Consider the following 26,956-nt stretch of genomic DNA (forward strand, 5'->3'; position numbering starts at 1 on the left):
TAGAGCACCCTTTTAAAAATATCTTCTCATTGTGATGTAATAAAAACGTAACTGTATAAATCTCAATCAGCCCAAACTTTAAATCTTAATCTACTAATTAGAATATTTCTACCCTTGGCTTAAAATCAATTTCTTTTATAAGATCTTCTACCTCCTGCTGGCTCATCTCTTCCAGCCGTTTACCAGTAAGAGCCACCAATATTGCCTCAACAACATTCGTACCAAATGACCTGCCATCAAACTCCGGTGTTGTTGTAACAAGCATTTTGAGTTTTCTTGCTTTGAGGTCCTCAACATCCTCTTTTGTAATAGTATTAGTGATTATTATCTTGCCTTCTAAACTATCTGGCATGTACTTTTGAATGTATTTATAATCACCTGCTATAATATCTGCAATTTCATAGTATTTCCAATATTTCTGTAATTTTTTGGGATTTTGCTCTTTTTTATCGTCATTAGGATATAGCATACTGAACGGAAGTTTAATAATAAACGGAACAAGCAAGGCAGCCAAATAGTAAAAGGTCTTTAAGCTTTTGATCATAAAAGGAATTCCAAGTGCAAACAGTGCATCACCAAGCAAGAGTTTGCAACCTGCCTCATAAAGCCCTTCTGCAAGTTTGTATCTGTCAAGCGCACATACAACAAGAGCAGTTTTCCCTTTGAAGTCTATGATATTGTTTTCTTGAAGGTATTTTATTACCCATTTTTCAAATGTATTTTTAACACCTGTACCATCGACAAGTGGTGTCTTTTTTGCAGCATTTTTTATAGGAATAGCCTCTCTGATTACGTAGTTTTTCCCCCCGCCATAAAGTACAATGTCAATTCCGCCCATGCCAAATGCGTCTACTTTTCCATCAAGACTTTTTATAATCTCAATTGCTTTTTTTATATCTCCATCTGTCCCAATTCTCTCTATTTCAAATTCCACCCCTTTGATATTTGCAAAAACTTTGTGATTCCTTTTACTTGAACCAATACTGACACTTACTACCCTTTTCATAAAAAATCATCGCCTCTTTTCTACTGTGTAATTGTATCCAAAATCTTTTTAAGAGTCTCTATATCTATTTCAACATCATACTTTAGAGGAGATTTCCCAAGGGGAATTGTTATGACCTCACAATCCAAAAATGCTTTAAACCAATTGAGCCTGAAATCTGAACCCATTGCAATCACAATATCAAAACTTCTGAAGTTGTTTATATACTCTCCCATAATATTTAGAAGCTGTGCTGCAGAAAGCGAATTTATGAAATTATTTCTCTCTTCTTCTGTCATCAATAGATAGTAGTTTATTCCATAACTTTGCAAAACTTCTTCAACCTCTTGTTTGTTCTTTATAGGAAAGCCTATTGCTGCTATATTTTTGCCTTTTCTAACCTCACCCAGACCTTCAAGCTTTGAAATAAATGACCTGTCAACTTTCAGCTTTTCAGCAACCTCTATTTGTGAAAGCCCCTTTTGACGCAAATCAAGAATTCTTTTAACCTCATCAATTATCTTCTGAAGGCTTATAACTTTATCACCTATCCTGTAAAAATCCATCTTTTCATCCCACTTTACCAACATGGTCTTGTTGATTTTATAATACCACAAAAACCCTCTTTATGTTAACATTTTTGTGCACACAACTCTTAAAAATTTTTAGCTCAAAAGCTCTTCAATACTATCTTCTGAAACTTCTGAAAAGTCAACATAAAACTGACCAACTGCATAGAAAGGCTCTCTGCTGATAAGATAAAAAATGTCATCACACTCTTTTTCAAGTTCTTTTAGGGTTGACGGAGCAATCACTGGAGTTGCAATATAAATCTGTTTAGGATTTAATTTTGAAAGAAATCTTATGCACGCCTTTGTGGTTGCACCTGTTGCTATCCCATCATCAACTATTATTGCTATTTTATTTTCTAAACTCTCATACTCCAGCTTTCCTCTGTACTTGATAAGCTGTTGTTTGAGGCTGTTCAAAACCTTTTCCTTCTGGTGTTCTATATACTCCTCTTTCACTGAAAAATATTCTACATACTCACTGTTTAAAACAATATCTCCGTTTATATCAACCGCTGCAATAGCAAACTCAGCATTAAAAGGCGCTCCAATCTTCTTTGCCAAGACAATATCTAAAGGTAGTTTAAGGTCATCTGCAATCGCTTTTGCAACAACTATTCCACCTCTTGGAACTGCAAAAAGAGTTACATCTTGTCTTTCCTTGAATGATTTTAATTTTTCTGCCAATTTCCTTCCTGCGTCAACTCTATCTTTAAAGTACATTTTTAAATTCACTCCTTTTCCTCGACAAACCATTTACAGTAATAAAAAAGACACCTTAATATTTATTTAACCAAACTGGTGCCTTTTTAAATGGTATAATATGGTACAATATCTATCTTTCTATTAAAACTACCCTTGCAGGGGCACCATCACAACCTTTTACTCTCAAGGGCAAAGCTATAAACTCATATTCACCTTCTGAAACATTAAGCAAACTTAAGCCTTCAATGATTATTATTCCACTTGAAAGAAGGCTTTTGTGAACAGAATAATCTTCCGAACCAAACTCTTCTATTGAGAGGTAATCAATGCCTACAACTTTTACTCCCTTTTCTATGAGATACTCTGCTGCATCAAGCGAAAGGCTCGTATATTTTTCGTAAAATTTGCTTGAATTTAAATACTGTGAGTTTTTTGTCTTGAAAAATATAGCTTTTTCTCTTTCTATATGCTTTTTCTCAAGAAAGCTCCTTGTTATCCTATCCTCTTTTGGCACCTCAAAAACCTTTACCTTACCCATCAGGTGTTCAAGAGGAATTTTGTCAACTGTCAGCCCACCTTTTATAAAATGTGCAGGTGCGTCTACATGTGTTGCTGTATGTGAAGACAAAGAGAGTTTGCTCACTGTTGCAATATCACCTTTTGTGATGTCAAAAACTCTTTTTACTTCAACTTTTGGATCACCTGGAAATGAAATGGTCTCATTGGAGATGTCAAGGCTTACATCGATTATCTTCATATTATTCAAATCTCCTTTCTTTTAATTTTTTGTAAAGTAACGAAAATAGCTATAAAAACAAAAGGGAGCACTGAAAAGTGCCAATCAATGCTCCCTTTACTGTCTTAACATTTGTATTCACTTACACCTCGTATCTTGCCTTTTCTTCATTTATTAGATTTAAAATAAACTCAACTGCTGATTCTATGTCTACCTCAACCGACTCTTTTGTTCTTCTGTTTCGCACCTCTATCCTCCCATCTGCTATTTTCCTTCCAATTGTTACTCTAAACGGAATTCCTATCAAATCTGCATCCTTGAACTTAACACCAGCCCTTTCATCTCTGTCGTCAATTAAAACCTCAACGCCTTTTTTCTGCAAATCTTCATAAATCTCAAACGCTATTTTGCTTTGCTGTTCATCCTTTATGTTTACAGGCACCACAATTACCTCATATGGTGAAACAGTAATTGGCCAAATTATTCCGTCCTCATCGTGCATCTGCTCAATTATAGCAGCGGCAGTCCTGTTGATGCCAATCCCATAGCAGCCCATAATCATAAGTTTCTTTTCGCCTTTTTCGTCTGTGTACACACAATTAAAAGCTTCTGTGTACTTTGTGCCAAGCTTGAATATATGACCAACCTCAATTCCTCTTTCAATTGTCACTTTTTGAGAACGGCACTTTGGACAAAGATCGTCTTGTGTTATATTCCTGAGGTCTGCAAACTTTGTTACTTTAAAATCCGAAAGATTTACATTCTTTATATGATAATCTGTCTTGTTAGCACCTACTACAAAGTTTTTGAGATATTTTACCTCATTGTCAGCATAGATTTCTATTGAAAGTCCAACAGGACCTGCAAACCCGACCTTTGCACCAGTTATCCTCTCGACATCTTCAGCACTCGCCAGCTCAATCTCATTTGCCTTTAAAAGGTTTTTGAGCTTTGTTTCATTGACCTCCCTGTCGCCTCGAACTAAAACTGCGACAAACCTGTCATCTGCCCTGTATATCATTGTCTTTACAAATCTTTTTGCATCTATATTAAGAAAGTTCACAAGCTCTTCAATTGTCCTTACATTTGGAGTGTAGACCTCTTGCATTTGCTTTATCTCTTCGGTATTTTCAACAGGTTCATCCAAACACTCTGCCTTTTCCAAGTTTGCAGCATACCCACACGCCTTGCAGTATGCAATCTCTGCCTCACCAACAGATGATGGTACCATAAACTCATGTGAGTTTGATCCACCCATTGCACCTGTATCAGCTTCAACAATCTTTACATCAAGTCCGCATCTTTTAAATATTCGAACATATGCATCATACATCTTCTTGTAAGATATATCCAAGCCTCTTTCATCTATGTCAAAAGAGTATGCATCTTTCATTGTAAACTCTCTGCAGCGCATAACACCAAATCTTGGCCTTCTCTCATCCCTAAACTTTGTTTGAATCTGATACAGAATCTTTGGAAGGTCTCTGTAAGATGTAATCTCATTTCTGACAATGTAAGTAAAAGCCTCTTCGTGAGTCGGTCCAAGGCAGTACTCCCTTTCATTTCTGTCCTTTATCTTAAACATCTCAGGGCCAAAAACTGCCCACCTGCCAGACTCTTCCCACAGTTCCTTTGGCATCAGAGCTGACATGTGTACTTCTTGAGCACCTGCTCTGTCCATCTCTTCTCTCACTATATTTTCAATTTTTCTCAAAACTCTGTATCCAAGTGGTAGATAAACGTAAATACCTGATGAAAGCTGCCTCATAAAACCAGATCGAAGCATAAGTTTGTGTGATTCTATCTCGGCATCAGAAGGTATCTCTTTCATTGTTGGCATGAAAAGCTCAGATACTTTCATATCTTTTCTTTTTCCCCTTTCTTAAATTTTGTTTTGTAGTAGAAAGACTTAGTTTAAAAATAGTTTTTCTATAATTTTCTTTCTCATCTCTCTTTCAACATCCCAGTGTTTAAGTGGTTTGGTTTCTGTCACAATCCTTAAAGTGTATTCTATCCAGTTAGTATCAACAATACCCAAAATCTGTGGCGGTGTTACAATGTCATCTTTAAACTCTTTTTCAATTTCCTCAAACACCTCTTTTAGTTTTTGAGAAACCTCGTCATAGCTCATCTTTGTGTTTAATTTCACATCAACAATTGCTTTAGAATTGTACCTTGACCAGTTTGTAATAGCACCTATTGAGCCATTTGGTATAATATGGATTGAACCGTTAAAGTCCTGAATCTTGATGGTCTTAATTCCCATCTCTTTTACAATTCCACTTCGCCCGTCAATTGTCACATAGTCACCAACAGATAGCTGATCTTCAATTATCAAAAAAAGTCCTGCTATGACATCTCGAATAAGGCTTTGTGCCCCAAAACCTATTGCCAAACCTCCAATTCCAGCTACTGCTAATATTGTTTTGATTGAGACATTAAAATTTTCAAGTATAAGCACAATCATAATAAAGTATATAGAGTATTTTACAATACTCTTAAAAAGTGCCGCAAGAGTATCTATCCGTTTTTGATTAAATGGAATTACACTGCTTTTTTCTCTATTTTTCCACTTTTCAAGCATCCTGTTTGCAATTTTCAAAACAAGAAATCCAACTATTACTATGAGTATAGAATAGATTATCTTTCCGCTGTATTTTAGTAAAAGTTCTCCAATTTTCTGAAAATTCATTCTGCGCACTCCTTGACAAACTCTTTGAAAAGCTCAAACTGCAAAGCATCTTGCTTCCACATCAGCTCAGGATGCCACTGCACACCCACAAAAAAGTCCCTATCATGTCTCGAGATAGCCTCTATCACTCCGTCTTTTGCTGTTGCCTCAACCAAAAAGCCTTGAGCTACAGTTTCAATTGCCTGATGATGAAATGAATTGACTAAAATCTCTTCATGTTTAAAAATCTCCTTTAAAATCTTTCCTTTAATTTCTACTGTGTGATAACCAAACCTGCCGTCCATATCTTGAAAGTGGCTTATATAGCCTTCTTTATCTATGTCTTGCTTTAAGGTACCACCAAAAGCAACATTCATAACCTGAATACCTCTGCATATTGCCAAAACTCTTTTGTTTTGCTCATATGAAAGCTTCATCGCTTCAATCTCAATTTCATCTCGAAGAAGATTTATCTTTCTTATTCCTCTTTCTGGCTCTTTTCTATAAAACCTTGGATGTAAATCCTCACCTCCACAAAAAAGTACACAGTCACACTCATTTATGTACTCCTCAATTATTTCCCTTTGCAAGCTCGCTGAGTGGAAAGATAATAACCTTGGCATTTAAGCTCAGCAAAACCTCTAAATAGCTGCTTACAACATAAAGGCGTGATTTTTCAAGGTCAAAACCACCAAAAACTAATACCTTTATTCTCTAAAGGCCTCTACTACTTATTGTTCATCTTCCATTCTATGATTCTTCTTGCAACTTCTTTAATAGGCATTTGGTGGTCCATACTAAGTTTTTGAAGTTTTCTCATTGCAAGTTCCTCATCAAGCTTTAGCTCCTTCATCAAAATTCCTTTTGCCCTTTCAACAAGTTTTCTTGTTTCCAAATCATCCTGAAGTTTTCTTATATGTTCTTCTAATTTCCTAAGTTTTATCCAGTTTTTGATTACCATCTCAACAAAAGATATGAAAGCCCATTTGTTAAATGGACTGTATAAAAATACATTAAATTCATCATCCTCGAAAATCACACTTTCTATATTCGACTTTTGGGCTTGGTTTGCAAGTATAACAACAGGACATATTCTATCATTCTTAAGGATATTTACCATCTCAACCATACTTCCTACACTAAATCCATACTCCATAATTACTATATTAGGCTTTAACACTCTTATTTTTCTGAGACAGTCAGAAAAATCTAATGTTGTGTCCGCAATTGAATATCCATTTTCTATCAATGTACTTTTCACAGTACCAAATAGTTTTTGATTTCTTATAGCCAAAATTACTTTATACATTTTATCTCATACTCCATTTTAATTTTATCTCAAATAATTTTACCACACCTCACACCTTCTTTCTATAAAAACATCACCATTCCTTTTTGTGCCAAACTAAGAAGTTTTTCTACAATACTTTTATCAAACTGGCTTCCTGCACATCTTTGAAGTTCCTTCAAAGCCTCATCCTTAGTAAAAGCTCTGCGATAAGGCCTGTCAGATGTCATAGCATCATATGCATCAGCAACAGAAATTATTCTTGCCAACAAATCAATCTCATCGTCTTTCAAGCCATACGGATAACCTTTGCCATCCACCCTTTCATGATGCTGCAAGATAACTTTTTGTATTCTCTTCATAAAGTCTAAATCCTTTAGAATGTTGTATCCGATTAACGGATGTCTTTTTATTTCCTCATACTCTTGAGGTAATAAAGGCTCTTTTTTATTTAATATCTCCTCCTTGATACCAATCTTACCGATATCATGAAGAAGACAGGCAACCTTTAAAACATCTTTATCATCCTTAGAAAGTCCAAGCTCATCTGCAATCTTTAAAGCAATAGATTGTACCCGTTCACAATGTCCTTTTGTATACAAATCCTTGTACTCAATTGCCTTTGAAAGACAAAGGATTATTTCATAAAAAAATCTCTCTATCTCAGCATTTTTCTTTTCCAGCTCAACCTTTGACTTATTTAGCTCCTCGATAGTCTCTTTTAATTTTTCGTTAACATATGTACTTTTCTCATACAAATCCTCAATCTCTAATTTCTGCTTCTTTAGATTTGAATAGTAAATTGAATTTTTAATTGCTATTGTTATAAAATTGCACACACTTATGTAATAACTTATATCTTCCTTTTCTAAAAAGTTACATCTGATTGTAAAAAAGCAAACACCTTCACACTTGTCTTCTGATATCATTGGAACGGCTATTTTAAGAAGATTGTCCTTTTGTTCCATTCTGTAAGCAATATTGACATCTTCCCTTGCCTTTTTTAGCAGCAACTCTTCATCAGGGTCTTTTTTCCCGAAATAACACAAATGTTTAAATACATTGTCTTGATTATTGAAATATACACTAATTCTCAAAAATCCTAAGCTCTTACTTTCAAAACTACCCAGTAGTTTGATTACTTCATAGGCATCTGAAAGGCTCAAAATCTCTGTTGTAAGCTCAAAAAAGCTTCTTAGCCACTCATTTTTTTGCTTTAGCACTCTCTGTGTATCAATTAGCCTTTTTACAATACTTGTCATTTCTTTGTTCATCTGGATACTGTTAATATACCCTTTTTCAATAGTTTCTTTCTCTTCCTTTAATTTGTCGATGATGAGTTTTTGCTTTTTCTCAGAGAGTCGATATTGTTTTAAAACAGTACCGTATCTGAGTACATAGAAAATAGAAAAGAAAATCATGGCGGAAGAAAGACTTGCAAGTTGAAGATATTCAAACATCGGACTTTTAAGTTTCCAAAAGACTTTAGCAATTTGAATACCCAAAGGAAAACAGATGAAAAGAATTACTAAAAATTCAAGAATATGTTTTAATAGTTTCTTTTGTGTCTTCAATTTCAAACCTCCTGCCAAAAAACTCACATAAATATTTATTTCGACAAACTTCGTAAAACTCCTTTAAGAAAAATAGCAAAAAAGAGGGCTCATAGCCCCCTCTTTTGAATTCTCCATCAAGTTCAGTTGCTTTTAGTGAATTTATTGCCTAAACAAATCCTTTACTCGCGGATATATACTATTGTATAGCTTATAAGTCTTTCTGTAAACATCAAACAACTCCTGATTAGGCCTGCAAACATCTACTTTTTGAATCATTGCATCACACGCTTCTTCAACTGAAGTATACTCTCCTGCACCAACTGCTGCCAAGATAGCTGCACCAAATGCTGGACCTTCTTTGGAATTTAACGTCCATACATCCATCTCAAATATGTCTGCCTGCATCTGCCTCCAGAGCTTGCTCTTTGCACCACCGCCAGAGACTCTTATTTCCTTTATCTCAATCCCCATCTCAACCAAGATGTCAAGACAGTTTTTAAGAGAAAATACAACTCCTTCCATAACAGCTCTTATAAATTCTCTTCGTGTATGCTTTGCAGTTATCCCAAAGAAAATCCCTTTTGCAAATGGGTCTAAGATTGGTGTTCTTTCACCCATAAGGTATGGTAAAAATACAAGTCCATCTGCCCCTGGGTTTGCAAGCTCTGCTTCTTGGTCCATCAAAATGTAAGGATCTTTGTCAATAAACTCAAATGCAGCCTTTTCGATGTGAGCAAAGTTGTCTCTAAACCACTTTAAAGAAAGCCCTGCACCTTGTGTCACACCCATCACATGCCACTTTCCTGGCACTGCATGGCAAAATGTATGAACCCTACCCTCAGGGTCAATTCTAAAGTCATCTAAGTGCGCAAAAACAACACCGGATGAGCCAATTGTTGACGATACAACACCTGTTCTTACAATTCCATTTCCAACAGCACCTGCTGCCTGGTCTCCTCCACCTGCAACAACAAGTGTTCCTTTCGCAAGACCTGTTATTTTGCTTGCTTCCTCTGATACTGTGCCTGTTACCTCTGGTGATTCATACACTCTACCTAAGAGTTCTTTGTCTATTTCAAGTTTTTGCAACACCTCATCAGACCAGCACCTATTTTTAATATCCAAAAGCTGCATACCAGATGCATCTGACACATCTGTTGCAAACTCGCCTGTGAGTTTAAATCTTATATAGTCCTTTGGAAGTAATATCTTATAAGTCCTCTCATAATTTTGCGGTTCATTATTTCTAACCCATAATATCTTAGAAGCAGTAAAACCTGTTAAAGCAGGGTTTGCTGTTATCTCTATAAGTCTTTCCTTTCCCACTCTTTCGGTTATCTCATCACATTCTTTTGCTGTCCTCTGGTCACACCAGATGATTGATGGCCTTATGACATTGTAGCTTTTGTCAAGCATAACAAGCCCGTGCATCTGGCCGGTAAGTCCCACAGCTTTGACTTCCTCAGGGTTTACCTTGGACTTTTCAAGCACAGCTTTAATTCCTTTTACACTTGCCTCCCACCAATCCTCAGGGTTTTGCTCAGCCCAGCCTATCTGTGGCTGGTAAAGAGGATACTCAAAAGTGGCGGTAGCTAAAATGTTCCCTTTTGAGTCTGTCAAAATAGTCTTTGTACCTGATGTTCCAACATCAATTCCAATAAAGTACATCTGGAACAACCTCCCTTTTTTCAAGAATAATTTTTAATCCTCTTTAAGCAGACTCTCTGACAATCAGCTGAGTATCCAGTACATACTCGCTTTCAAATTTTTTCTCAGGGTTATTTATTTTGTCAAAAAGAATATCACAGGCAGTTTTGACCATTAAATCAATTGGTTGACGAACTGTTGTGAGCTTAGGCATTTTGCTCAGTCTCAACCCAAATATATCTACATCGTCAAAACCAACAACTTTCACTTGCTGGGGAACCTTAATGTCCATCTCATTTAAAGCATATATGCTTGCATATGCCATTACATCATTTGCTGCAAATATGCCATCAATCTGTTGTGTTTGGACAAGCTTTTTGATATTCTCATATGCCTTTTGAAACATAAAATCTCCTTCAACGCAAAGTCTTTCATCAAATTCAATTCCAGCATCACTTAGGGCCGCCTTATACCCTTTAAACCTTGCAAGGCTTTCAAAAGAATCTGACGGACCTAAAATATGAGCAATCTTTTTACAACTTTTGTCTATTAAATACTTTGTTGCCATGTATCCTCCTTGGAAGTTGTTTACATTTATCCGCGGCACATCTGAATATTCAGTATTATTCTCTGCAAGCACCACTGGCACATTGTTAGCTTTTAAAAGCCTCAGTGACTCTTTGTTAATGGTTTTGTATCCAAACACAATTATTCCATCAACTCTGCCAACAAGAAATCTAAAATAGTCTATATTGTCTGAAATTTGGCAAAATATTGCACCATATCCTCGTTTTGATATGTAATTGTTAAGAAGGTCAACTACCACACCGTAAAACCAACCGCTCAGCGACTGGATTATAATTCCAACCGTTTCAGTCTTTCTCTTTGCCAAGTTCTTTGCAGTGACGTTTGGAGTATAGTTCAAAGCCTTTATTGCATCAAGCACAGCCTTTCTCTTTTTTTCTGATACATTTGCACTGTTGTTCAAAACCCTTGAAACTGTGGCTTTTGACACACCAGCCTTTTTTGCAACATCTTCAATTGACGGCAAAAATTTCACCTCCTAATTCTCTTTGTTTTCTCATCTTTATAAACATCAGATATTGTAACCGATTTCGATTTCTCTTTGTTATATACTTTATCACATTGGTAGTTGGTTTATCAACAAAATTTTTAAAAATAGCAAGTTAGGTATTTGAATTTTTAACTATATATTACAAAAACATCTATTGACGTTTCTTTTTTTTGATAAAATGGAAATAAAGGTTATGGGGGTGATTAAGGTGGAAAGCGAATGGCTTCCAATTGGAAGTGTAGTCGTTCTAAAAGGTGGAAATAAACCATTAATGATTTATGGTCGAAAACAGTTCAATTCGCGAACAGGGCATGAATTTGATTATGTTGCTTGTTTTTATCCTGAGGGAAACCTTTCGGCTGATTACAACATTTTCTTTAACAAGGAAGACATTGATAAAGTACTATTCAAAGGGTACGAGGATGAACTTGAATTTGAAATGAGAAAAATGCTAAAATAAGGGGTGATAAAAAGTGTATGCAGTTCAAGCCTACTGTGGTTCTTCAAATAAAAATTCTTTGTTTTCTATTGGCGCTTCAAGTTTTGGAACTAATAAACAAGGACAAATTACAGCTTATGGAGAGGCATCTATTAATATTGGAAAAGCTATGGTGTCTGCTATTGAAATTAAACAAAGTTTTGGGTTTAGTATTGGTGGCATTACTGTCGAAGTTGGCTAAAAAAGGTTATGCTGGTGCGTGGGGAGCAGAAGGTAAATTTAAATTTTCATCAAGCGGAATATCAATAGGTGGCGGGCTTGCTGCTAAAGTAGGTGCTGGAGTTTTCATAAATATTAGATGGTAATAAAGTTCTTTGGAGGAAAACTGCAAACGAATGAAAAATTATTGAGAATTTATAGGATTTTCTTTTATATGTTTATTATATTGGCTACAATAGGCTCTGTAATTAGTTCAATTCTTGAAAAAAATGCTTTTTATATAGTTGGAACAATTGTTCTTGGTGTATTTTTGATTTTAATTGTAGAGTTTATTCTTTTCCCTTTTGTTTTTGGAACAAAGTCTGCGAAAAATTTTAAAAAATTTTTAGGGTTATTTTTAGCTTTTGGCATAATTTTGAGTATAATTGTGTTTTTGATTGTAGGAATTACAAGCAAAAAATACGAACTAATTTATCTTGGCGTTCCATTATTAGCCTTAAGCCTTGCTGTAGTCTACAAAGTTTGGATAAGGTAAATTTTGCTATTGAAATTTCGTAAGTTTACGACTATAATGAAATATAAAACTGAATATAACTTGGCGGTCAAGGTCCATCCTTCGGGGCGGGGTGAAATTCCCCACTGGCGGTAAAAGCCCGCGAGCAAAAGCCTTTCTGGCTTTTGCAGAACCGGTGGAATTCCGGTGCCAACGGTTACAGTCCGGATGGGAGAAGGAATGGATGTGTAAGGATGATTTTCTTATACATCTTGTCAAAAGCCCAAAAAGCCTCGAAGGTGGAAAATCCACTTTCGAGGCTTTAGTTTTTTGTCCATCAAATTACACCGTAGAAAGGAGGAAACATTTGAGGAGTCTTTCACATAGCTATTACATGAACATAGCACTTGAGCTGGCAAAGAAAGCTTCTCCTTTGGTGCTGCCAAACCCAAGAGTTGGATGCGTGATTGTAAAAAACGGAATAATAATCGGAAAGGGATATCATCAAAAGTATGGTGAAAAGCATGCAGAAGTTTTGGCAATCGAGGATGCAATAAAAAATGGCAACTCGCTCAAAAACGCAACAATGTATGTCACTTTAGAGCCATGCTGTCATTTTGGCAAACAGCCACCTTGCACAGATGCAATTATAAAAAGTGGCATTAAAAAAGTTGTAGTTGCCACCAAAGACCCAAATCCCCTTGTCAATGGCAAGGGCATACAAATTTTAAAACAGCACGGAATAGAAGTTATAGAAGGTATTTTAGAAAAAGAAGCAGAAAGTGTAAACAAAGAATTTTTTAAATACATGAAAAAGGGTATTCCCTACATTGCCATAAAAGTTGCCCAGAGTATTGATGGCAAAATTGCAACACCTTCAAATAAGCGATTTTTGTTTAACACTGAAGATGAAAACATCTTTGTACACAGTCTTCGGCAAAAATATATGGCAACAATGGTCTCTGTAAATACTGTAATTTCAGATAACCCAATTTTAAATGCAAGGTATGGCCAGATTGTAAGGCAGCCTATAAGAGTTGTGCTTGATTCAAAGCTTCGAATTCCTTTAGATTGCAATATCGTAAAAACCTCTGACGAGTATTCTACCTACATTGTGTGCAGTGAAAATGTAAATGATACTCAAAAAATAGAACTTCTTTCTCAAAAAGGAATAAAAATAATTTTTGCAACGTCGTCAGAAGATGGTCATCTTGACCTTTTAGATGCATTTTCAAAACTTGCACAGCAAAAGATAGTATCAGTCCTTGTTGAGGGAGGAAGTCTACTGAACTTTTTTCTTTTGAAGCAAAGAATTGTGGATTACTGGTATTCATTGATATTCAATGTTTTCATAGGTGGACAGAACACAAAAGGCGTGATAGGTGCAGAAGGCTTTGAACAGTTTTTCCCAAAGCTTGTAAATACAAAAGTCACAACCTTTAAAAACTCTACCATTATTGAAGGAGATATAAGTTATGTTTAGCGGCATTGTTGAAGAGGTTGGCAGGGTTGTTTTAATGAGAAAAATTGAAGATATTGTAAAGCTGAGTGTAGAAGTGAAAAAGATAGATGCAAAAATTGGTGACAGCATAGCAGTTGATGGTGTGTGCCTGACAGTTACAAATATCTCAAATGGAATTTTTGACTTTGACCTGTCACCTGAGACAATTGAAAGGACCACACTTAAATTTTTAAAAGAAGGAATGCCTGTTAATCTGCAGCCTGCTTTGAAGATGGGAGACAGAATTGGCGGTCACATTGTTCTTGGCCATGTTGACTGTATTGGCACAATTTGCATGCAAAAAATTCAGGGAAAAAGCAGAATAATTGGGATAAAACCATCTGAAGATTTTAAAGGCCTTGTTATCAGAAAAGGTTCTGTTGCAATTGATGGTATTTCTCTTACAGTTGTAGATGTCTTTGACACATACTTTACAATATCTTTGATTCCACACACTATTGAAAATACTACCTTGAAGTACAAAAAAGTAGGTAGCTGGGTAAACATTGAATTTGACTACATTGCAAAGATTGTGAAAGAAAATTTGAGGTGATATGAATGTATGGCTTGAAAAATGTAATAGAAAGTTTTAAAAATGGAGAATTTGTTATAGTATTTGACAGCCAAAACCGTGAAGATGAAGCAGATTTAATTTTACCTGCTCAGTTTTCAACACCAGATAAAATAAGCTTTGTTTTGAATCACGCCAAAGGAATGTTCTGTGTTGCCATAGACAAAGAAATTCAAGAACGCTTGAATTTATACGTTCCTTATAACACTAAAGACAGCTGTACTTTTACAGTCACAGTCGACCACAAAGACACAAAAACAGGTATAACTGCTATCGAGAGAAGCAAAACAAGCAAAGAGCTTGCAAATCCAAACGCAACGGCTTCTGACTTTAAAATTCCAGGTCATGTAAATCCTGTTGTTGCTCATGAAGGCGGGGTTTTGACAAGGAAAGGTCACACAGAGGCAGCTGTAGAACTTTGCAGGATCTCAAAGCTTTTTCCTGCTGCGGTGATGATTGAAATCTTAGACGAAAAAGGAGATAGTCACAACAAAGAGTATATAAAAAGCTTGGCAAAGAGATTTTCAATACCAGTTACTACAATTGATGAGATTGAAAAATATATTTTATTAAACCGGCCCACAGTGCAAAAAGAAGCTGAAGCAGACTTTCCAACACAGTATGGAAAGTTTAAGATTTTTGCTTTCAAAAACTATTTTTCGCAAAAAGAACATGCTGTGCTGATAAACCAGACTTTTAATCCAAGCCAGCCGGTAAATGTACGAATACACTCTTCCTGCAAAACAGGAGATGTTTTCCATAGCCTGAGGTGCGACTGTCATCAGCAGCTTGAATTTTTCTTGCAGTTTATGGCAGAGAATAAAAACTGCATGCTCATTTACCTTGACCAGGAAGGAAGAGGAATTGGATTTGCCAATAAGATTAAAGCTTACGCACTTCAAGAGCAAGGTTTTGATACCTATGAGGCAAACAATCTACTTGGCTTTGACGATGATTTGAGAGATTACTTCGATGCTCTGCATATTATGAGATTCTTTGGTATAAGCAAAATTAATCTTGCAACATCCAATCCTGAAAAAGTTTCTTTTTTGCAGGATTGTGGAATTGAGATTTTAAAGAGAATATCTATTCCGATTGTTATAAATCCATATAACAGGAAATATATACATTCGAAAATATTAAAGAAAAAGCATGAAATCTTAATAAAAGGAGAGGATAATGTTGAGAACTTTTGAAGGAAGCTTTTGTGGAAAAAATTTGAAATTTGCAATTGTCGTCTCAAGATTTAACTCATTTATTACAGATGAGCTTTTAAAAGGATGCCTGGATGGTCTTTCTCGGCATGATGTTGACAGTGAAAATATCGACGTATATTACGTACCAGGTGCTTTTGAAATTCCACTTGTTGCTAAAAAGCTTGCTAAGTCAAAAAAATACAATGCAATAATTGCACTTGGTGCAGTGATTCGCGGTAGCACACCACACTTTGAGTATGTAAGCGCAGAGGTCTCAAAAGGCATTGCAAACGTCTCTTTAGAACAAGAGGTTCCAGTTATATTTGGTGTTCTGACATGTGACACAGTCGACCAGGCAATCGAAAGAGCGGGTACAAAAGCAGGAAACAAAGGATTTGACGCAGCTCTCTCTGCCCTGGAGATGGCAAATTTGATGAAGAATATTTCTTTTTAGAGAAAAAGTTGGCTCAATAAAAGAGCCAACTTTTCTTTTATACTTTTAAAAATGACATTTGGTCACTTTGGAAAGTATTTCATTTGAGCTGTATAAAAACCTGGCTTTATAATGAAAATATATTAAAACTTTTGAAAGAGGCGGGATTTTTATGAAAAGATTATTGAGACTTTGGCTGTTTGTTACTACTGCTATAGTCTTATCTTTAGTCATAGTTTCTCCTTCGTTTGCCTCTGGTATTCAAAAAGAAGAGGCTCTAATTTTTGATGCAAATGGCAACCCATCTTATATTACCATTATTAACAAAAGTTCAGTAGCATATCTCTCTCCTTATGAGCTTTCAAGAATACTGGGTGGAAGTTTTGCTTTTGATCCAAAAGACTATAACTTTCTTCGATCAAAGCTTATCATTGACCAAAATGAACTTATATTCAAACTCGATAGCAATGTTGTTATGTTCAATGGAAAAAACTTTTACATGGAAGGACCGATGCAAATAATACAAAATAGAATCTGTGTTCCTTACTCTGCTTTCAAAACTTACTTAAACTTGTTTGAATTTCGTCATTATACATCCGGAAAGCGGATGATATTCAAGCCAAATGGAAACTACATAGTCTACAGTGTTCAAAGCGGTGATTCACTCTTGATATTATCACAAACGTTTGGAACATCTATTGAAGCTATAAAGAGCTTTAATAATCTTACAAATGATACACTCTATGTGGGACAAAAGCTAATTGTAAAAAAAGTGAACCTCAATTTGGCTCAAATTACTGGAACAATAAAGTGGTGGACGTACGTAAAAGCTGCGCCTTCTTCATCTTCGCAAAACCTATTTTATCTTACTCAAGGGCAAACCGTAAATGTTATCGGAAAGCAAGCAGATTTCTATAAAATTTCAACACAGAAAGGAATTGGCTATGTTTCAATATGGGCAGTAGCTATAAAGCAAGATATTGCAGATACCTCAAAACCAAGCAGCTACTTTTACTCCTTTCTACCTGTTGATACTTCAGGTGACTATGTAAGCTACACATATTACAAGGTGCAAAGTGGAGATACAATATGGTCGATTGCAGTAAAATTTGGAATACCAGACTATGAACTTATGCTGGCAAATAACCTAAACCAAAACTTATACATCTATGCAGGACAAATTTTAAAAGTGCCGGTTCACACAGTTGCTGTGCATTCAAACGAAAATGGCGTCGAAATGCTTGATTGTTTTTCACAAGGAAATTATGTATTTTCCATCGGCAGCGTTGGCAAGTTTATTGACATCCAGACAGGAAAATATTTCTTTGCAAAAAGAACAATGGGTGCAAGCCATGCAGATGTTGAAACCTTGAGCCTTAAAGACACTCAAATTATGAAAGAGATATTTGGTGGCAGCTTTTCATGGGAAAGACGTCCGTTCATACTTGAAGTAAAAGGAAGAAGAATAGCCGTGTCAGTTTCTGGCATGCCACACGCAGGGGTGGACGGCGTTCCTTACAATCAAAATGTCGCAAACAGAAGCGGTGGATATGGCTACGGTCCAAACCTTGATACAATTGTAAATGGAATGGATGGACATTTTGATGTGTATACATTCAATGGACTTCGCCACAAAGATGGTCAAATTGACCCTCAGCATCAGCTGACAGTCTCGATTGCTGCAGGGCTTAGGTAAAAAAATTACTTAAAAAGGGCTGCATAAAAATGTAAAATCCATATATGCAGCCCCATTTTGTTAAAGCGTTTTATTTTCACCTTACCAAGATTAAATCTGTGGCTCTGGAAGCATTCCATTTTGCGCAAAGCTGTAGTATTCACCTTTTGCCACTATAAAATGGTCATTGACAGCAACGCCTATTGTCGAAAGAGCATTTACAATCTTTTGAGTTGTCTTGATATCATCCATGGAAGGCTTTACAGAACCGCCTGGATGATTGTGAGCTAAAATCACACTGCTTGCGTTATATCGCAAAACGCATTCAACAACCTTTCGTGGATATACAACAGCTTCTTTTACTGTCCCTTCAAAAAGTGGCACAGAATGAATAACGTTTAACTGAGTATCTAAACATATCACATAGAATACCTCATTCTTTCTTCCCACAAACAGACTTTTTATGTACTCTGCTGCTACTTCTACATTTTTAAGCTGAAATGTCTTTTTCGTTTTATCAGCAAGATACCTTCTTGCTATTTGGGATATAAGAGAAATTAAAATTGCTGAGTTTTCACCAACTCCCTCTACTTTTTGAAGCTCTTTTGGGTGAGCCTCAAATACATTTGAAATGCTTCCAAAGGTAGAAATTAACCTGTGTGCTATTTCGTTTGTATCTCTTCTTGGAATGCTGAAAAACAAAAGAAGCTCTAAAACTTGATGGTCTTCAAAACTGTCAAGACCTTCTTCAACAAATCTTCTTTTTAATCTTTGCCTGTGCCCTTCGTGAATATTCTTATTCATACTATCTTTCTCCACCATTAATTTAAAGAAGTAACCAATTTTTAATTATATTGTACATTTCCTCAATATATCTTTTCAAGCTTTAGCAAAAATAATTTCAAAAATCAAGTATTCCAATATAAATAGCACAAAACAAAAAATACCACATATCACAAATGCCCCACCAACTTTAAAAATCTGGGCAAATGTCCTGCAATCAAACTACCAATTGGTGTTGTACCAGCAAAAACTAAGGTATATAAGCTCATTACCCTCCCTCTGTACTCATCAGCAGAGAAAAGTTATAATGTTGAGTTTGCTGTTGTTGTAAACAATATCATGAAAAAACCTACCGACGCAAACAGAAAATGAAGAAAGTTTATAATCTCTATTTATTCCTATAAAAATGAGAATCAAGGAAACACATCACTAATGAAAAATACAATCTTTTTAAAGCAAGTTTTCTGCTTGTAGAGGCAACAAAAAAGTGCACCTGAAAGAGCACCTATGCCCATTGAAGAAAGCAAAAAACCATAACCTGCTTCATCTTTATGTAAGATATATTTTGTATACAATGGTATTAATACATTGAAATTCATAATGAAAACATTCATTATTAAAATTAATATCATAGTTTGAAGTATGACTCTGTTATTTTTAGTATATTTTAGACCCTCCAAAATATCTTTTAACATTCCTCTGCTCTTTGTCTCACTCAGAGGTTTTAGACCAACGTCAATCAAAAACAGCCCTATTAAAACTGCAATGAAACTCAGTCCATTGAGAAAAAAACATACACCCATTCCAACATTTTTGAGAAGTATGCCTGCTATCGCAGGACCTATCACTCTTGCAAGGTTAAAATTCAGTGAGTTTAAAGCAACAGCATTAATTAGCAATTCTTGACCAGCAAGTTCAATTACAAATGACTGCCGTGCTGGCATATCAAAGGTGTTTATAATCCCCAAAGCTAAAGCAAATACAAGCAAGATAGGATAATTTATCACCTTTGTCCATATCAAAAATGAAAGTAAAAAAGCCACTATCATAAGCAAGCTCTGAGTTATAATCAATAACTTCTTCTTTGGAAAATGATCAATAATTGCTCCAGCAAATAAAGACAAAAATAATTGAGGAGTAAATTGCAGCGCATTAAAAAGACCAACTAAAAATGCTGACTTTGTCAGAGTAAGCACAAGCCATGAAAGAGCTGTATTTTGAAGCCATATTCCAATTAATGAAATACATTGACCTATCCAAAAATATCTAAAATTTTTAGATTTTAAAGCTGCAAACGGATTATTAACATCAATATATGCTGCCACCTTGAGCCTACTCCCTTCGTCAAGATTTTGTTAAGGTTTAACTGGATGCTGTTTACTCAGGATTTTCGAAGATTTTTTATCTGCAAACTGAACAATTCCAATTCCTAAAAGTATTACCAATGTCCCTAAAATTAAGTTGATAGAAATCTTTTCAGAAAGAAAAATACTTGCAAATATACCTGCCAAAATAGGTTTTAAGAAGAATATCATAGAACCAGCTCCTGCACTTGTATATGTCATGCCTAAAAAGTATGTATAATAAGCTATCCCTGTGACAAAAAAGGTCAAATAAAACATTGGAAATATAGCTTTCAGCGGCATACTAAATAGAGGAAAGTGATTAAGCAGAATTATTGGCAATAAAAATATACTTCCAAATAAAAATGAAAATGAATTCATGATTATACTGCTACTTCTCTGTGTAAATTTCTTCCCCATAGTTGTGTAAACCCCATATATTATTGCAGACAAAATCATAAAAAGAATTCCCTTAATAAAATCTTTGCCAATGATAAATCCTTATAAAATACTATTACAATTCCTCCAATACCAATTATCATTCCTATAATCTTTCGTATATTCAATCTTTCGTTCAAAATAAAATGTGCTGACAATGCTACAAATAACGGATTTGAACTAAATATGACAGCTGCTAAACTTGCCTTTCTTGTGATATTTATTCCTAATTGTAAACATGACATCCTGATTACTACATTAACTATACCGATTAAAGCAAGAAAAAATATGTCTCTTTTAGAAAGCTTAATCTTTTTGTCCTGTAAATTTTTTATTGCAATTGGCAAAAGAATAAGCCCACCAAAAAAGAATTTGATAAGGTTCAACTGATATGGATTCACCATGCCTGCCAAAGTCTTTCCAACAACCTCCTAAGAACTGAAAAAGATAAGAGTAATTATCAAATACAAGATTCTTTTCTTCATATTTCAAACACTTTTTCTTTTTGACAAATTTTTTACATTTTATAGTTATCAACTTATAAGTTATTGAAAAAATTGTAACTATCAAAGCTTGGGTTAAAAAATTAATAGTTACATTTTTATAACTATTATAGTCCTCAACATAAGTCAAGTCAAAATCAAATTTAAAGTTCTGTTTTATGGGTATAAACAAATTAGAGAAAAGATTTTCTCATTGCTTTAATTTTACAGTAATGTTATAATCAAATTGTGTTTTGTATGGTTTATATAATTATGCGTAAAAATTTTTAGCAACCTTACTATTCTAATTTGTATTTAATTTCTTCTGTGCTTTGTGCAAATTTTATTTTACTCCTCAAATTCCTATCAGTGGAGGTAAAACTGATGATAAAAAAAGTAAAATCTACAATATATTTGTCTGATATTAAAAGATTTGAAGCAGGTGAGCATTTTGAAAGCTATAAATTCTTAGGAAGCAGGGTTGTAAATTACAGAGGCAAAGTTGGCACTGTCTTTTGTGTTTGGGCACCAAATGCAAAAAGTGTATCTGTTGTAGGTGACTTTAATAATTGGTGTGGCGAAAATCACAAGATGATGAGAATACATGGTAGCGGGTTTTGGTGGCTGTTTGTCGAAGGGCTTCTGGAAGGTGAGCTTTACAAATACGAGATTATCGGTGCTGACGGAAAAAGAGTCTTAAAAGCAGACCCTTATGCAATCTACTCAGAAGTCAGACCTAACACAGCATCAATTGTCAAAAACATCCCAGACTATGAATGGCATGACCAAGATTGGATGGAAAAAAGAAAAACTACCCCTCCTTATGACAAACCCATCAATATTTATGAGGTTCAACTTGCTTCATGGAAAATGAAAAAGGATGGCACTGTAGAAAAAGCTGGTGAATTTTATAATTACCGTGAACTTGCTCACATGCTGGTTGAATATCTTAAAGAAATGAACTATACACACATTGAGCTTTTGCCAGTTTTGGAGCATCCTTTGGACATGTCTTGGGGATACCAGCCAACAGGATACTTTTCTGTAACCTCACGCTTTGGCTGCCCTGAAGACTTTATGTACTTTGTCGACGTTATGCACCAAAATGGAATTGGGGTTATTGTCGATTGGGTACCTGCTCACTTTTGCAAAGATGAGCATGGACTTTACAGGTTTGACGGGACATTCTTGTATGAATATGAAGATGAGCTTTTGAGAGAAAACTATACGTGGGGCACAGCTACATTTGACTTTTCAAAGCCGCAGGTACAAAGCTTTTTAATCTCAAGTGCAATGTTTTGGTTCGATGTGTACCATATTGATGGAATAAGAGTTGATGCAGTCTCGCACATAATTTACATGAACAACAATCAGAAAAACAGGTATGGTGGACATGAGAATATAGAAGGAATTGAGTTTATTAAAAAACTAAACAAAGCAATCTTTTCAAAATATCCAAATATTCTGATGATTGCGGAAGAGTCTACTGCTTTTCCACTTGTTACATACCCTACTTATGATGGTGGCTTGGGATTTAACTATAAATGGAACATGGGATGGATGAATGACACGCTGAAATACATGCAATTTTACCCAGATGAAAGAAAACATCATCACAATCTCCTAACATTTTCTATAATGTATGCTTTTTCAGAAAACTTCATCCTGCCATTTTCGCATGACGAGGTTGTACATGGGAAAAAATCGTTACTTGATAAAATGCCAGGAGAATATAACCAAAAGTTTGCAAACTTAAGACTTCTTTATGGCTATATGTACACACATCCGGGCAAAAAGCTACTTTTCATGGGCAGTGAGTTTGGTCAGTTCATTGAATGGAGATTTTATGCATCTTTGGATTGGCTACTTTTGGACTATCCCATGCATAGAATGCTTCAGCATTATGTCAAAAGTTTAAATAGATTTTACTTAGAGAATAAAGCTTTGTGGGAGCTTGACCATAAAATGGATGGTTTTAAATGGATAGATGTTCACAACTGGGAGCAAAGTGTCATATCATACTTGAGGTTTTCAAAAGACCCTGAGGATTTCCTTGTTGTCATTTGTAACTTTGGTCTTGCTTCATATGAGAGTTATAAAATAGGTGTGCCAAAAAAGGGTATATATTTGGAAGTATTTAACAGTGATAAAGCTGAATTTGGTGGTAATAATATAGTAAACACAGAAAAATTAAAAACTATTGATGAAGTTTGGCACGGATACCCCCAGTGCATTGAATTTAGATTACCATCTCTTTCATGTCTAATCTTCAAACCAGTTGAACTTTTTGAAGATACAAAAGAAAAACCTACAGATGAATAAAATTGTTATACAAATAGAGGTGATGTGCAAGATGAACGGCCTTAAACGTGAAATCATAGCAATGATTTTGGCAGGTGGTCAAGGAAGCAGGTTAAAGGAACTTACTAAAGCAAATGCAAAACCGGCGGTGGAGTTCGGGGGAAAGTACAGAATAATAGACTTTACTCTCAGCAACTGTACAAACTCATCAATTGACGTTGTCGGTGTTTTGACACAGTATCAGCCATTTACACTGCACTGTCACATCGGAATTGGAACTGCATGGGATTTGGACCGCACAAAAGGCGGTGTTTACATCCTGCCACCTCACACAAATGACAGTGGTGGAAACTGGTACAAAGGAACTGCAGATGCTATTTATCAAAATATGAACTTTGTAGAGCTTTTTTCACCAGAGTATCTTTTAGTACTGTCAGGCGACCATATCTATACCATGAACTATCAAGAGATGCTCAAATTCCATAAAGAGAAAAAGGCTGATGTGACAATTGCGTGTATTGAGGTGCCGATACAAGAAGCCTCAAGGTTTGGTATCATGAACACCAAAGAAGATAATAGAATCTACGAATTTGAAGAAAAGCCAAAACATCCGAAGAACAACCTTGCATCTATGGGTATTTATATTTTCAACTGGGAAAGACTCAAAAGATATTTAAAAGAAGATGCAAAAGATGAAAATTCTGACCATGATTTTGGTAAAAATATTATCCCCAAGATGTTAAAAGGTGGTGAAAAACTATTTGCTTATCCTTTCAGAGGATACTGGAAAGACGTCGGAACGGTTGAGTCATACTGGGAGGCAAATATGGACCTTTTGAATGAAAGCTGTCCAATAGATGCTCCCAGCTGCAGCTTAGACCTTTATAATGATGAGTTTAAGGTATATACTTCATCAATTGCCTATCCTCCTCAGTACATAGCCCCAGGTGCAAATGTGAAAAAGTCCATGATAGTTGAGGGGTGTTGTATCTGGGGCGAGGTCTGCAACTCGGTTCTGTCTTACAATGTCTACGTTGGTAAAAATGCAAAGGTCATAAACTCTGTAATTCTCAGTAATAGCCACATTGAAGATGGTGCGGTTGTTGAAAATGCAATTATATGCTCTGGAGCAAAGGTTTCAAAAGGATGCATTGTGAGAGGAAAGCCCGGTAAAATTGCTGTTGTTCCTGAGAATAAAAACCAAAGCTCAAATTTAATTTTAGAATAAAATTTTGGGGGAAATTAAAATGCTTACAAATTACTTGGGCATTGTGAGCCTTACAGAAAACGATAGTAAATTAAAAAGCCTTACAGCAACAAGGCCTTTAGGATCAATTCCTATCTTTGGAAGATATAGAGTGATTGATTTTGTCCTCTCAAACCTTGTCAATGCAGGTGTCACAAATGTTGGAATTTTAGCTCCAACTAAGTCAAGGTCACTCATTGACCATGTAGGTACTGGCAAGCCATGGAATTTAAATAGAAAAGTAGATGGTCTTTACATCTTTAACTATTCTTATGACCCATCTTCAATCAGTGATATAAAGCTTTTGAAAAGCAATATGGAGTTCTTATTTCGCAGCAAAAAAGAAATGGTGATATTTACTTTATCACACATGATTTGTAATATTGATTTTAAAGAAGTTGCAAAATACCATGAAGAGTCAAATGCCGATATTACAGTTGTTTACAAAAAAGTAAGCAATGAAGATGACCTTTTCTTAGATGCACCAACCCTGATTTTAGACCAAGACTCAAAGGTCATAGGAGTCGGAAAGAACATTGGAAGGCGGACACTTGTTAATATTTCCTTGGACATATTCTTGCTTAGCAAGGAATTTTTAATCGAATGTATTTTAAGCTGTTTGGAAAACGGCAATTGTGGTTTGTTTAGGGATTTTGTGTACAAAAACGTCCAAAATATGAATGTAAATGCTTATGAGTTCAAAGGATACGTTGGGTGTATAAATTCAATATCTTCATACTTCAAGGTATCAATGGATATGCTAAATGTTGATATTCAGTCAGAGCTGTTTTCAAAAGAAAGGCCAATTTACACAAAATCCAACGACTCACCACCAACTCGATACTTTTCTACATGTGAGGTTGAAAACTCTTTTATTTCAAATGGCTGTTTAATTAAAGGAAAAGTAAAAAACAGTATAATTTCGCGTGGGGTTGTAATTGAAAAAGATGCGGTGGTAGAAAATAGTATAATATTTTCAAAGTGTATTATCAAAAGCGGGGCAGTTTTGAAAAATGTGATTCTTGACAAAAATGTTGTGATCGACTCAAACGCAACTTTGATTGGACATAACAAAAATCCTCTTGTGATGGAAAAACAAAGTAAAGTTTATTTAAGTGTTCTCAAAGAGGTGAAAAGACTATGAATGTACTTTTTGCTGTATCAGAAGCATTTCCGTTTGCAAAAACAGGTGGCCTTGCAGACGTTGCATACTCTCTTCCAAAAGCCCTCAGAAAGCTTGGTGTTGATGTGAGAGTAATTATGCCAAAGTATGGTGATATCCCCTCTGATTATTCAACAAAGATGAAACACCTTTGCCACTTTACTGTTCCTGTTGGATGGAGAAATCAATACTGTGGAATTGAATATCTCAATTTTGATGGAGTACCTTTCTATTTTATTGACAATGAATACTACTTCAAAAGACCTGGCTATTATGGGTACTACGACGATGGTGAGAGATTCTCTTACTTTTCAAGAGCAGTTTGTGAAGCTATCTATCATCTTGACTTTGATGTTGACATAATCCATGTAAATGACTGGCACACAAGTGTAATACCAGTCTTACTGAAAGCTCATTACAGTCACTCTCCAAAGCACCAAAAGATAAAAACAGTACTTACAATCCACAATCTAAGATATCAAGGAGTATTCCCAAAAGAGGTCATGTATGACCTTCTTTCTTTGCCTGATGAATACTTCGACGAAAACAAACTCAAGTTCTATGATGCAATCTCATTTTTAAAAGGTGGTATTATCTTTGCAGACAAAGTTGTAACAGTTAGTAAAACATATGCTAATGAAATTAGAACACTTTCATACGGCGAAGGATTACATGGACTTTTGTCTGGAATTGGAGATAAATTAATAGGCATTGTCAATGGAATTGACTATGAAGTTTACAACCCTGCAACAGACAAATTTATCTTTGTAAATTATGATGCAAATACGTTTGAAAGGCGTAAAAAGGAAAACAAGTTTAGACTCCAGCAGATGTTAAACTTGCCCGTTTCAGATGAAATTGTACTCATTGGTATGGTCTCAAGACTGACAAAGGAAAAGGGGATTGATCTTATTGAGAGAATTTTAAGAAGGCTTTTAACACTGCCTGTTCAGCTTGTTATCTTAGGAGCTGGTGATTATCACTATGAGCAGATGTTCAAACACTATGCTTCAGCATACCCCTCTGAAGTGTCTGCAAACATATGCTACAGTGAAGAACTTGCTCGAAAGATTTATGCTGGGTCTGATATGTACCTCATGCCGTCTTTAGTAGAACCGTGTGGAATTTCTCAGCTGATTGCAATGCGTTATGGTAGTGTTCCTATCGTGCGCGAAACAGGAGGACTTAAAGACACTGTAAAACCATACAATCAGTTCACATGTGAAGGCTGGGGATTTTCATTTGCAAACTATGACCCAGCAGAGCTTTTTGCTATTATAAAGTACGCACTGTCTATTTACTCAGATAAAGCACAGTGGAGGTCTATTGTCTATCAAGCAATGACAAGAGACAATTCGTGGAATGTCTCAGCAATAGAGTACAATAGAGTTTATGAACAGCTCCTAAAATAAATCTTAAAAAAACAGGAGGAAAAGTTTTAA

Annotated in this window: 28 protein-coding genes and 1 riboswitch; of the genes, 13 read left to right on the forward strand and 15 right to left on the reverse strand. The window is 35.4% G+C overall.

Annotated elements, in window-relative coordinates; all coding sequences use genetic code 11:
• Nucleotides 1-97 precede the first annotated feature (97 nt).
• The 11 genes from OTJ99_RS10120 to OTJ99_RS10170 form a co-directional block, all read right to left on the reverse strand.
• Nucleotides 98-1,006, reverse strand: coding sequence for a hypothetical protein (locus OTJ99_RS10120; RefSeq protein ID WP_045166327.1), 909 nt, complete (start codon nucleotides 1,004-1,006; stop codon nucleotides 98-100).
• Between the two features lie 20 nt (nucleotides 1,007-1,026).
• Nucleotides 1,027-1,551: a helix-turn-helix domain-containing protein gene (locus tag OTJ99_RS10125; protein ID WP_045166426.1), complete on the reverse strand. Its 525-nt coding sequence runs from the start codon at nucleotides 1,549-1,551 to the stop codon at nucleotides 1,027-1,029.
• A 99-nt stretch (nucleotides 1,552-1,650) separates the two neighbouring features.
• Nucleotides 1,651-2,277 carry a phosphoribosyltransferase gene (locus OTJ99_RS10130; RefSeq protein WP_045166326.1) on the reverse strand — a complete coding sequence of 209 codons (627 nt, stop codon included), beginning with the start codon at nucleotides 2,275-2,277 and terminating at the stop codon, nucleotides 1,651-1,653.
• A gap of 112 nt (nucleotides 2,278-2,389) precedes the next feature.
• Nucleotides 2,390-3,016: a cyclase family protein gene (locus OTJ99_RS10135; protein ID WP_045166325.1), complete on the reverse strand. Its 627-nt coding sequence runs from the start codon at nucleotides 3,014-3,016 to the stop codon at nucleotides 2,390-2,392.
• Nucleotides 3,017-3,137: 121 nt separating this feature from the next.
• A complete protein-coding gene (locus OTJ99_RS10140; RefSeq protein ID WP_045166324.1) occupies nucleotides 3,138-4,856 on the reverse strand; it encodes a proline--tRNA ligase in 1,719 nt (572 codons plus the stop codon).
• A 48-nt stretch (nucleotides 4,857-4,904) separates the two neighbouring features.
• Entirely contained in the window at nucleotides 4,905-5,687 is a 783-nt protein-coding gene (locus OTJ99_RS10145; protein WP_045166323.1) for a mechanosensitive ion channel family protein, read from the reverse strand.
• Nucleotides 5,684-6,289, reverse strand: coding sequence for a gamma-glutamyl-gamma-aminobutyrate hydrolase family protein (locus OTJ99_RS10150; protein WP_235374994.1), 606 nt, complete (start codon nucleotides 6,287-6,289; stop codon nucleotides 5,684-5,686). The genes OTJ99_RS10145 and OTJ99_RS10150 overlap by 4 nt, the downstream gene beginning before the upstream one ends.
• A gap of 104 nt (nucleotides 6,290-6,393) precedes the next feature.
• Complete coding sequence (locus OTJ99_RS10155) at nucleotides 6,394-6,975, reverse strand: ANTAR domain-containing response regulator (RefSeq protein WP_045166322.1); 582 nt, start codon at nucleotides 6,973-6,975, stop codon at nucleotides 6,394-6,396.
• Nucleotides 6,976-7,037: 62 nt separating this feature from the next.
• A complete protein-coding gene (locus OTJ99_RS10160) occupies nucleotides 7,038-8,534 on the reverse strand; it encodes an HD-GYP domain-containing protein (RefSeq protein ID WP_235374993.1) in 1,497 nt (498 codons plus the stop codon).
• A 135-nt stretch (nucleotides 8,535-8,669) separates the two neighbouring features.
• Nucleotides 8,670-10,178 (reverse strand): xylulokinase, encoded by a 1,509-nt coding sequence (gene xylB / locus OTJ99_RS10165; protein ID WP_045166321.1) that lies wholly within the window; start codon nucleotides 10,176-10,178, stop codon nucleotides 8,670-8,672.
• 43 nt (nucleotides 10,179-10,221) lie between these two features.
• Nucleotides 10,222-11,217, reverse strand: a complete 996-nt coding sequence (locus tag OTJ99_RS10170) for a LacI family DNA-binding transcriptional regulator (protein ID WP_235374992.1) — start codon at nucleotides 11,215-11,217, stop codon at nucleotides 10,222-10,224.
• A 208-nt stretch (nucleotides 11,218-11,425) separates the two neighbouring features.
• Here OTJ99_RS10170 and OTJ99_RS10175 point away from each other — a divergent pair, with 208 nt between their 5' ends.
• From OTJ99_RS10175 to OTJ99_RS10215, 9 genes are all read left to right on the forward strand, one after another.
• Nucleotides 11,426-11,692, forward strand: a complete 267-nt coding sequence (locus tag OTJ99_RS10175; RefSeq protein WP_045166319.1) for a DUF4176 domain-containing protein — start codon at nucleotides 11,426-11,428, stop codon at nucleotides 11,690-11,692.
• 13 nt (nucleotides 11,693-11,705) lie between these two features.
• On the forward strand, nucleotides 11,706-11,912 hold the full coding sequence (locus OTJ99_RS10180) for a hypothetical protein (protein ID WP_157841378.1): 207 nt from the start codon (nucleotides 11,706-11,708) through the stop codon (nucleotides 11,910-11,912).
• On the forward strand, nucleotides 11,905-12,036 hold the full coding sequence (locus OTJ99_RS10185; RefSeq protein ID WP_268748530.1) for a hypothetical protein: 132 nt from the start codon (nucleotides 11,905-11,907) through the stop codon (nucleotides 12,034-12,036). The genes OTJ99_RS10180 and OTJ99_RS10185 overlap by 8 nt, the downstream gene beginning before the upstream one ends.
• A 68-nt stretch (nucleotides 12,037-12,104) precedes the next feature.
• Nucleotides 12,105-12,425 (forward strand): hypothetical protein, encoded by a 321-nt coding sequence (locus OTJ99_RS10190; RefSeq protein ID WP_235374990.1) that lies wholly within the window; start codon nucleotides 12,105-12,107, stop codon nucleotides 12,423-12,425.
• 73 nt (nucleotides 12,426-12,498) lie between these two features.
• Nucleotides 12,499-12,627: riboswitch (FMN riboswitch) on the forward strand.
• A 123-nt stretch (nucleotides 12,628-12,750) separates the two neighbouring features.
• Nucleotides 12,751-13,866 (forward strand): bifunctional diaminohydroxyphosphoribosylaminopyrimidine deaminase/5-amino-6-(5-phosphoribosylamino)uracil reductase RibD, encoded by a 1,116-nt coding sequence (ribD, locus tag OTJ99_RS10195; protein WP_052671532.1) that lies wholly within the window; start codon nucleotides 12,751-12,753, stop codon nucleotides 13,864-13,866.
• The gene (locus OTJ99_RS10200) at nucleotides 13,859-14,437 is read left to right on the forward strand and encodes a riboflavin synthase (RefSeq protein ID WP_045166315.1); all 579 of its coding nucleotides are present in this window, start codon (nucleotides 13,859-13,861) and stop codon (nucleotides 14,435-14,437) included. Before ribD ends, OTJ99_RS10200 begins: the two co-directional genes overlap by 8 nt.
• Before the next feature lie 5 nt (nucleotides 14,438-14,442).
• Nucleotides 14,443-15,651 carry a 3,4-dihydroxy-2-butanone-4-phosphate synthase gene (gene ribB, locus OTJ99_RS10205; RefSeq protein ID WP_045166314.1) on the forward strand — a complete coding sequence of 403 codons (1,209 nt, stop codon included), beginning with the start codon at nucleotides 14,443-14,445 and terminating at the stop codon, nucleotides 15,649-15,651.
• Nucleotides 15,638-16,105 carry a 6,7-dimethyl-8-ribityllumazine synthase gene (gene ribH / locus OTJ99_RS10210; protein WP_083943590.1) on the forward strand — a complete coding sequence of 156 codons (468 nt, stop codon included), beginning with the start codon at nucleotides 15,638-15,640 and terminating at the stop codon, nucleotides 16,103-16,105. Before ribB ends, ribH begins: the two co-directional genes overlap by 14 nt.
• A gap of 151 nt (nucleotides 16,106-16,256) precedes the next feature.
• Nucleotides 16,257-17,780 (forward strand): LysM peptidoglycan-binding domain-containing protein, encoded by a 1,524-nt coding sequence (locus tag OTJ99_RS10215; protein WP_045166312.1) that lies wholly within the window; start codon nucleotides 16,257-16,259, stop codon nucleotides 17,778-17,780.
• A gap of 90 nt (nucleotides 17,781-17,870) precedes the next feature.
• Here the strand turns inward: OTJ99_RS10215 and radC are convergent, their stop codons facing one another.
• The 4 genes from radC to OTJ99_RS10235 all read right to left on the reverse strand — a co-directional run bounded on the left by radC (nucleotide 17,871) and on the right by OTJ99_RS10235 (nucleotide 20,727).
• Nucleotides 17,871-18,563, reverse strand: a complete 693-nt coding sequence (radC, locus tag OTJ99_RS10220; RefSeq protein ID WP_045166311.1) for a RadC family protein — start codon at nucleotides 18,561-18,563, stop codon at nucleotides 17,871-17,873.
• 392 nt (nucleotides 18,564-18,955) lie between these two features.
• A complete protein-coding gene (locus tag OTJ99_RS10225; RefSeq protein ID WP_083943583.1) occupies nucleotides 18,956-19,867 on the reverse strand; it encodes an MFS transporter in 912 nt (303 codons plus the stop codon).
• Nucleotides 19,868-19,897: 30 nt separating this feature from the next.
• Nucleotides 19,898-20,344, reverse strand: a complete 447-nt coding sequence (locus OTJ99_RS10230; protein WP_235374989.1) for a DMT family transporter — start codon at nucleotides 20,342-20,344, stop codon at nucleotides 19,898-19,900.
• Nucleotides 20,341-20,727, reverse strand: a complete 387-nt coding sequence (locus tag OTJ99_RS10235; RefSeq protein WP_235375017.1) for a DMT family transporter — start codon at nucleotides 20,725-20,727, stop codon at nucleotides 20,341-20,343. Before OTJ99_RS10235 ends, OTJ99_RS10230 begins: the two co-directional genes overlap by 4 nt.
• 462 nt (nucleotides 20,728-21,189) lie before the next feature.
• Here OTJ99_RS10235 and glgB point away from each other — a divergent pair, with 462 nt between their 5' ends.
• Genes glgB through glgA form a run of 4 tightly spaced genes read left to right on the forward strand, consistent with a single transcriptional unit; the run spans nucleotide 21,190 to nucleotide 26,926 of the window.
• The gene (gene glgB, locus OTJ99_RS10240) at nucleotides 21,190-23,127 is read left to right on the forward strand and encodes a 1,4-alpha-glucan branching protein GlgB (protein ID WP_045166310.1); all 1,938 of its coding nucleotides are present in this window, start codon (nucleotides 21,190-21,192) and stop codon (nucleotides 23,125-23,127) included.
• 31 nt (nucleotides 23,128-23,158) lie between these two features.
• Nucleotides 23,159-24,334: a glucose-1-phosphate adenylyltransferase gene (locus tag OTJ99_RS10245; RefSeq protein ID WP_045166309.1), complete on the forward strand. Its 1,176-nt coding sequence runs from the start codon at nucleotides 23,159-23,161 to the stop codon at nucleotides 24,332-24,334.
• Between the two features lie 19 nt (nucleotides 24,335-24,353).
• On the forward strand, nucleotides 24,354-25,496 hold the full coding sequence (gene glgD, locus OTJ99_RS10250) for a glucose-1-phosphate adenylyltransferase subunit GlgD (RefSeq protein ID WP_045166308.1): 1,143 nt from the start codon (nucleotides 24,354-24,356) through the stop codon (nucleotides 25,494-25,496).
• Entirely contained in the window at nucleotides 25,493-26,926 is a 1,434-nt protein-coding gene (gene glgA / locus OTJ99_RS10255) for a glycogen synthase GlgA (RefSeq protein WP_045166307.1), read from the forward strand. Before glgD ends, glgA begins: the two co-directional genes overlap by 4 nt.
• Nucleotides 26,927-26,956 lie beyond the last annotated feature (30 nt).

This window comes from Caldicellulosiruptor naganoensis, assembly GCF_026914285.1.
Taxonomy (GTDB): domain Bacteria; phylum Bacillota; class Thermoanaerobacteria; order Caldicellulosiruptorales; family Caldicellulosiruptoraceae; genus Caldicellulosiruptor; species Caldicellulosiruptor naganoensis.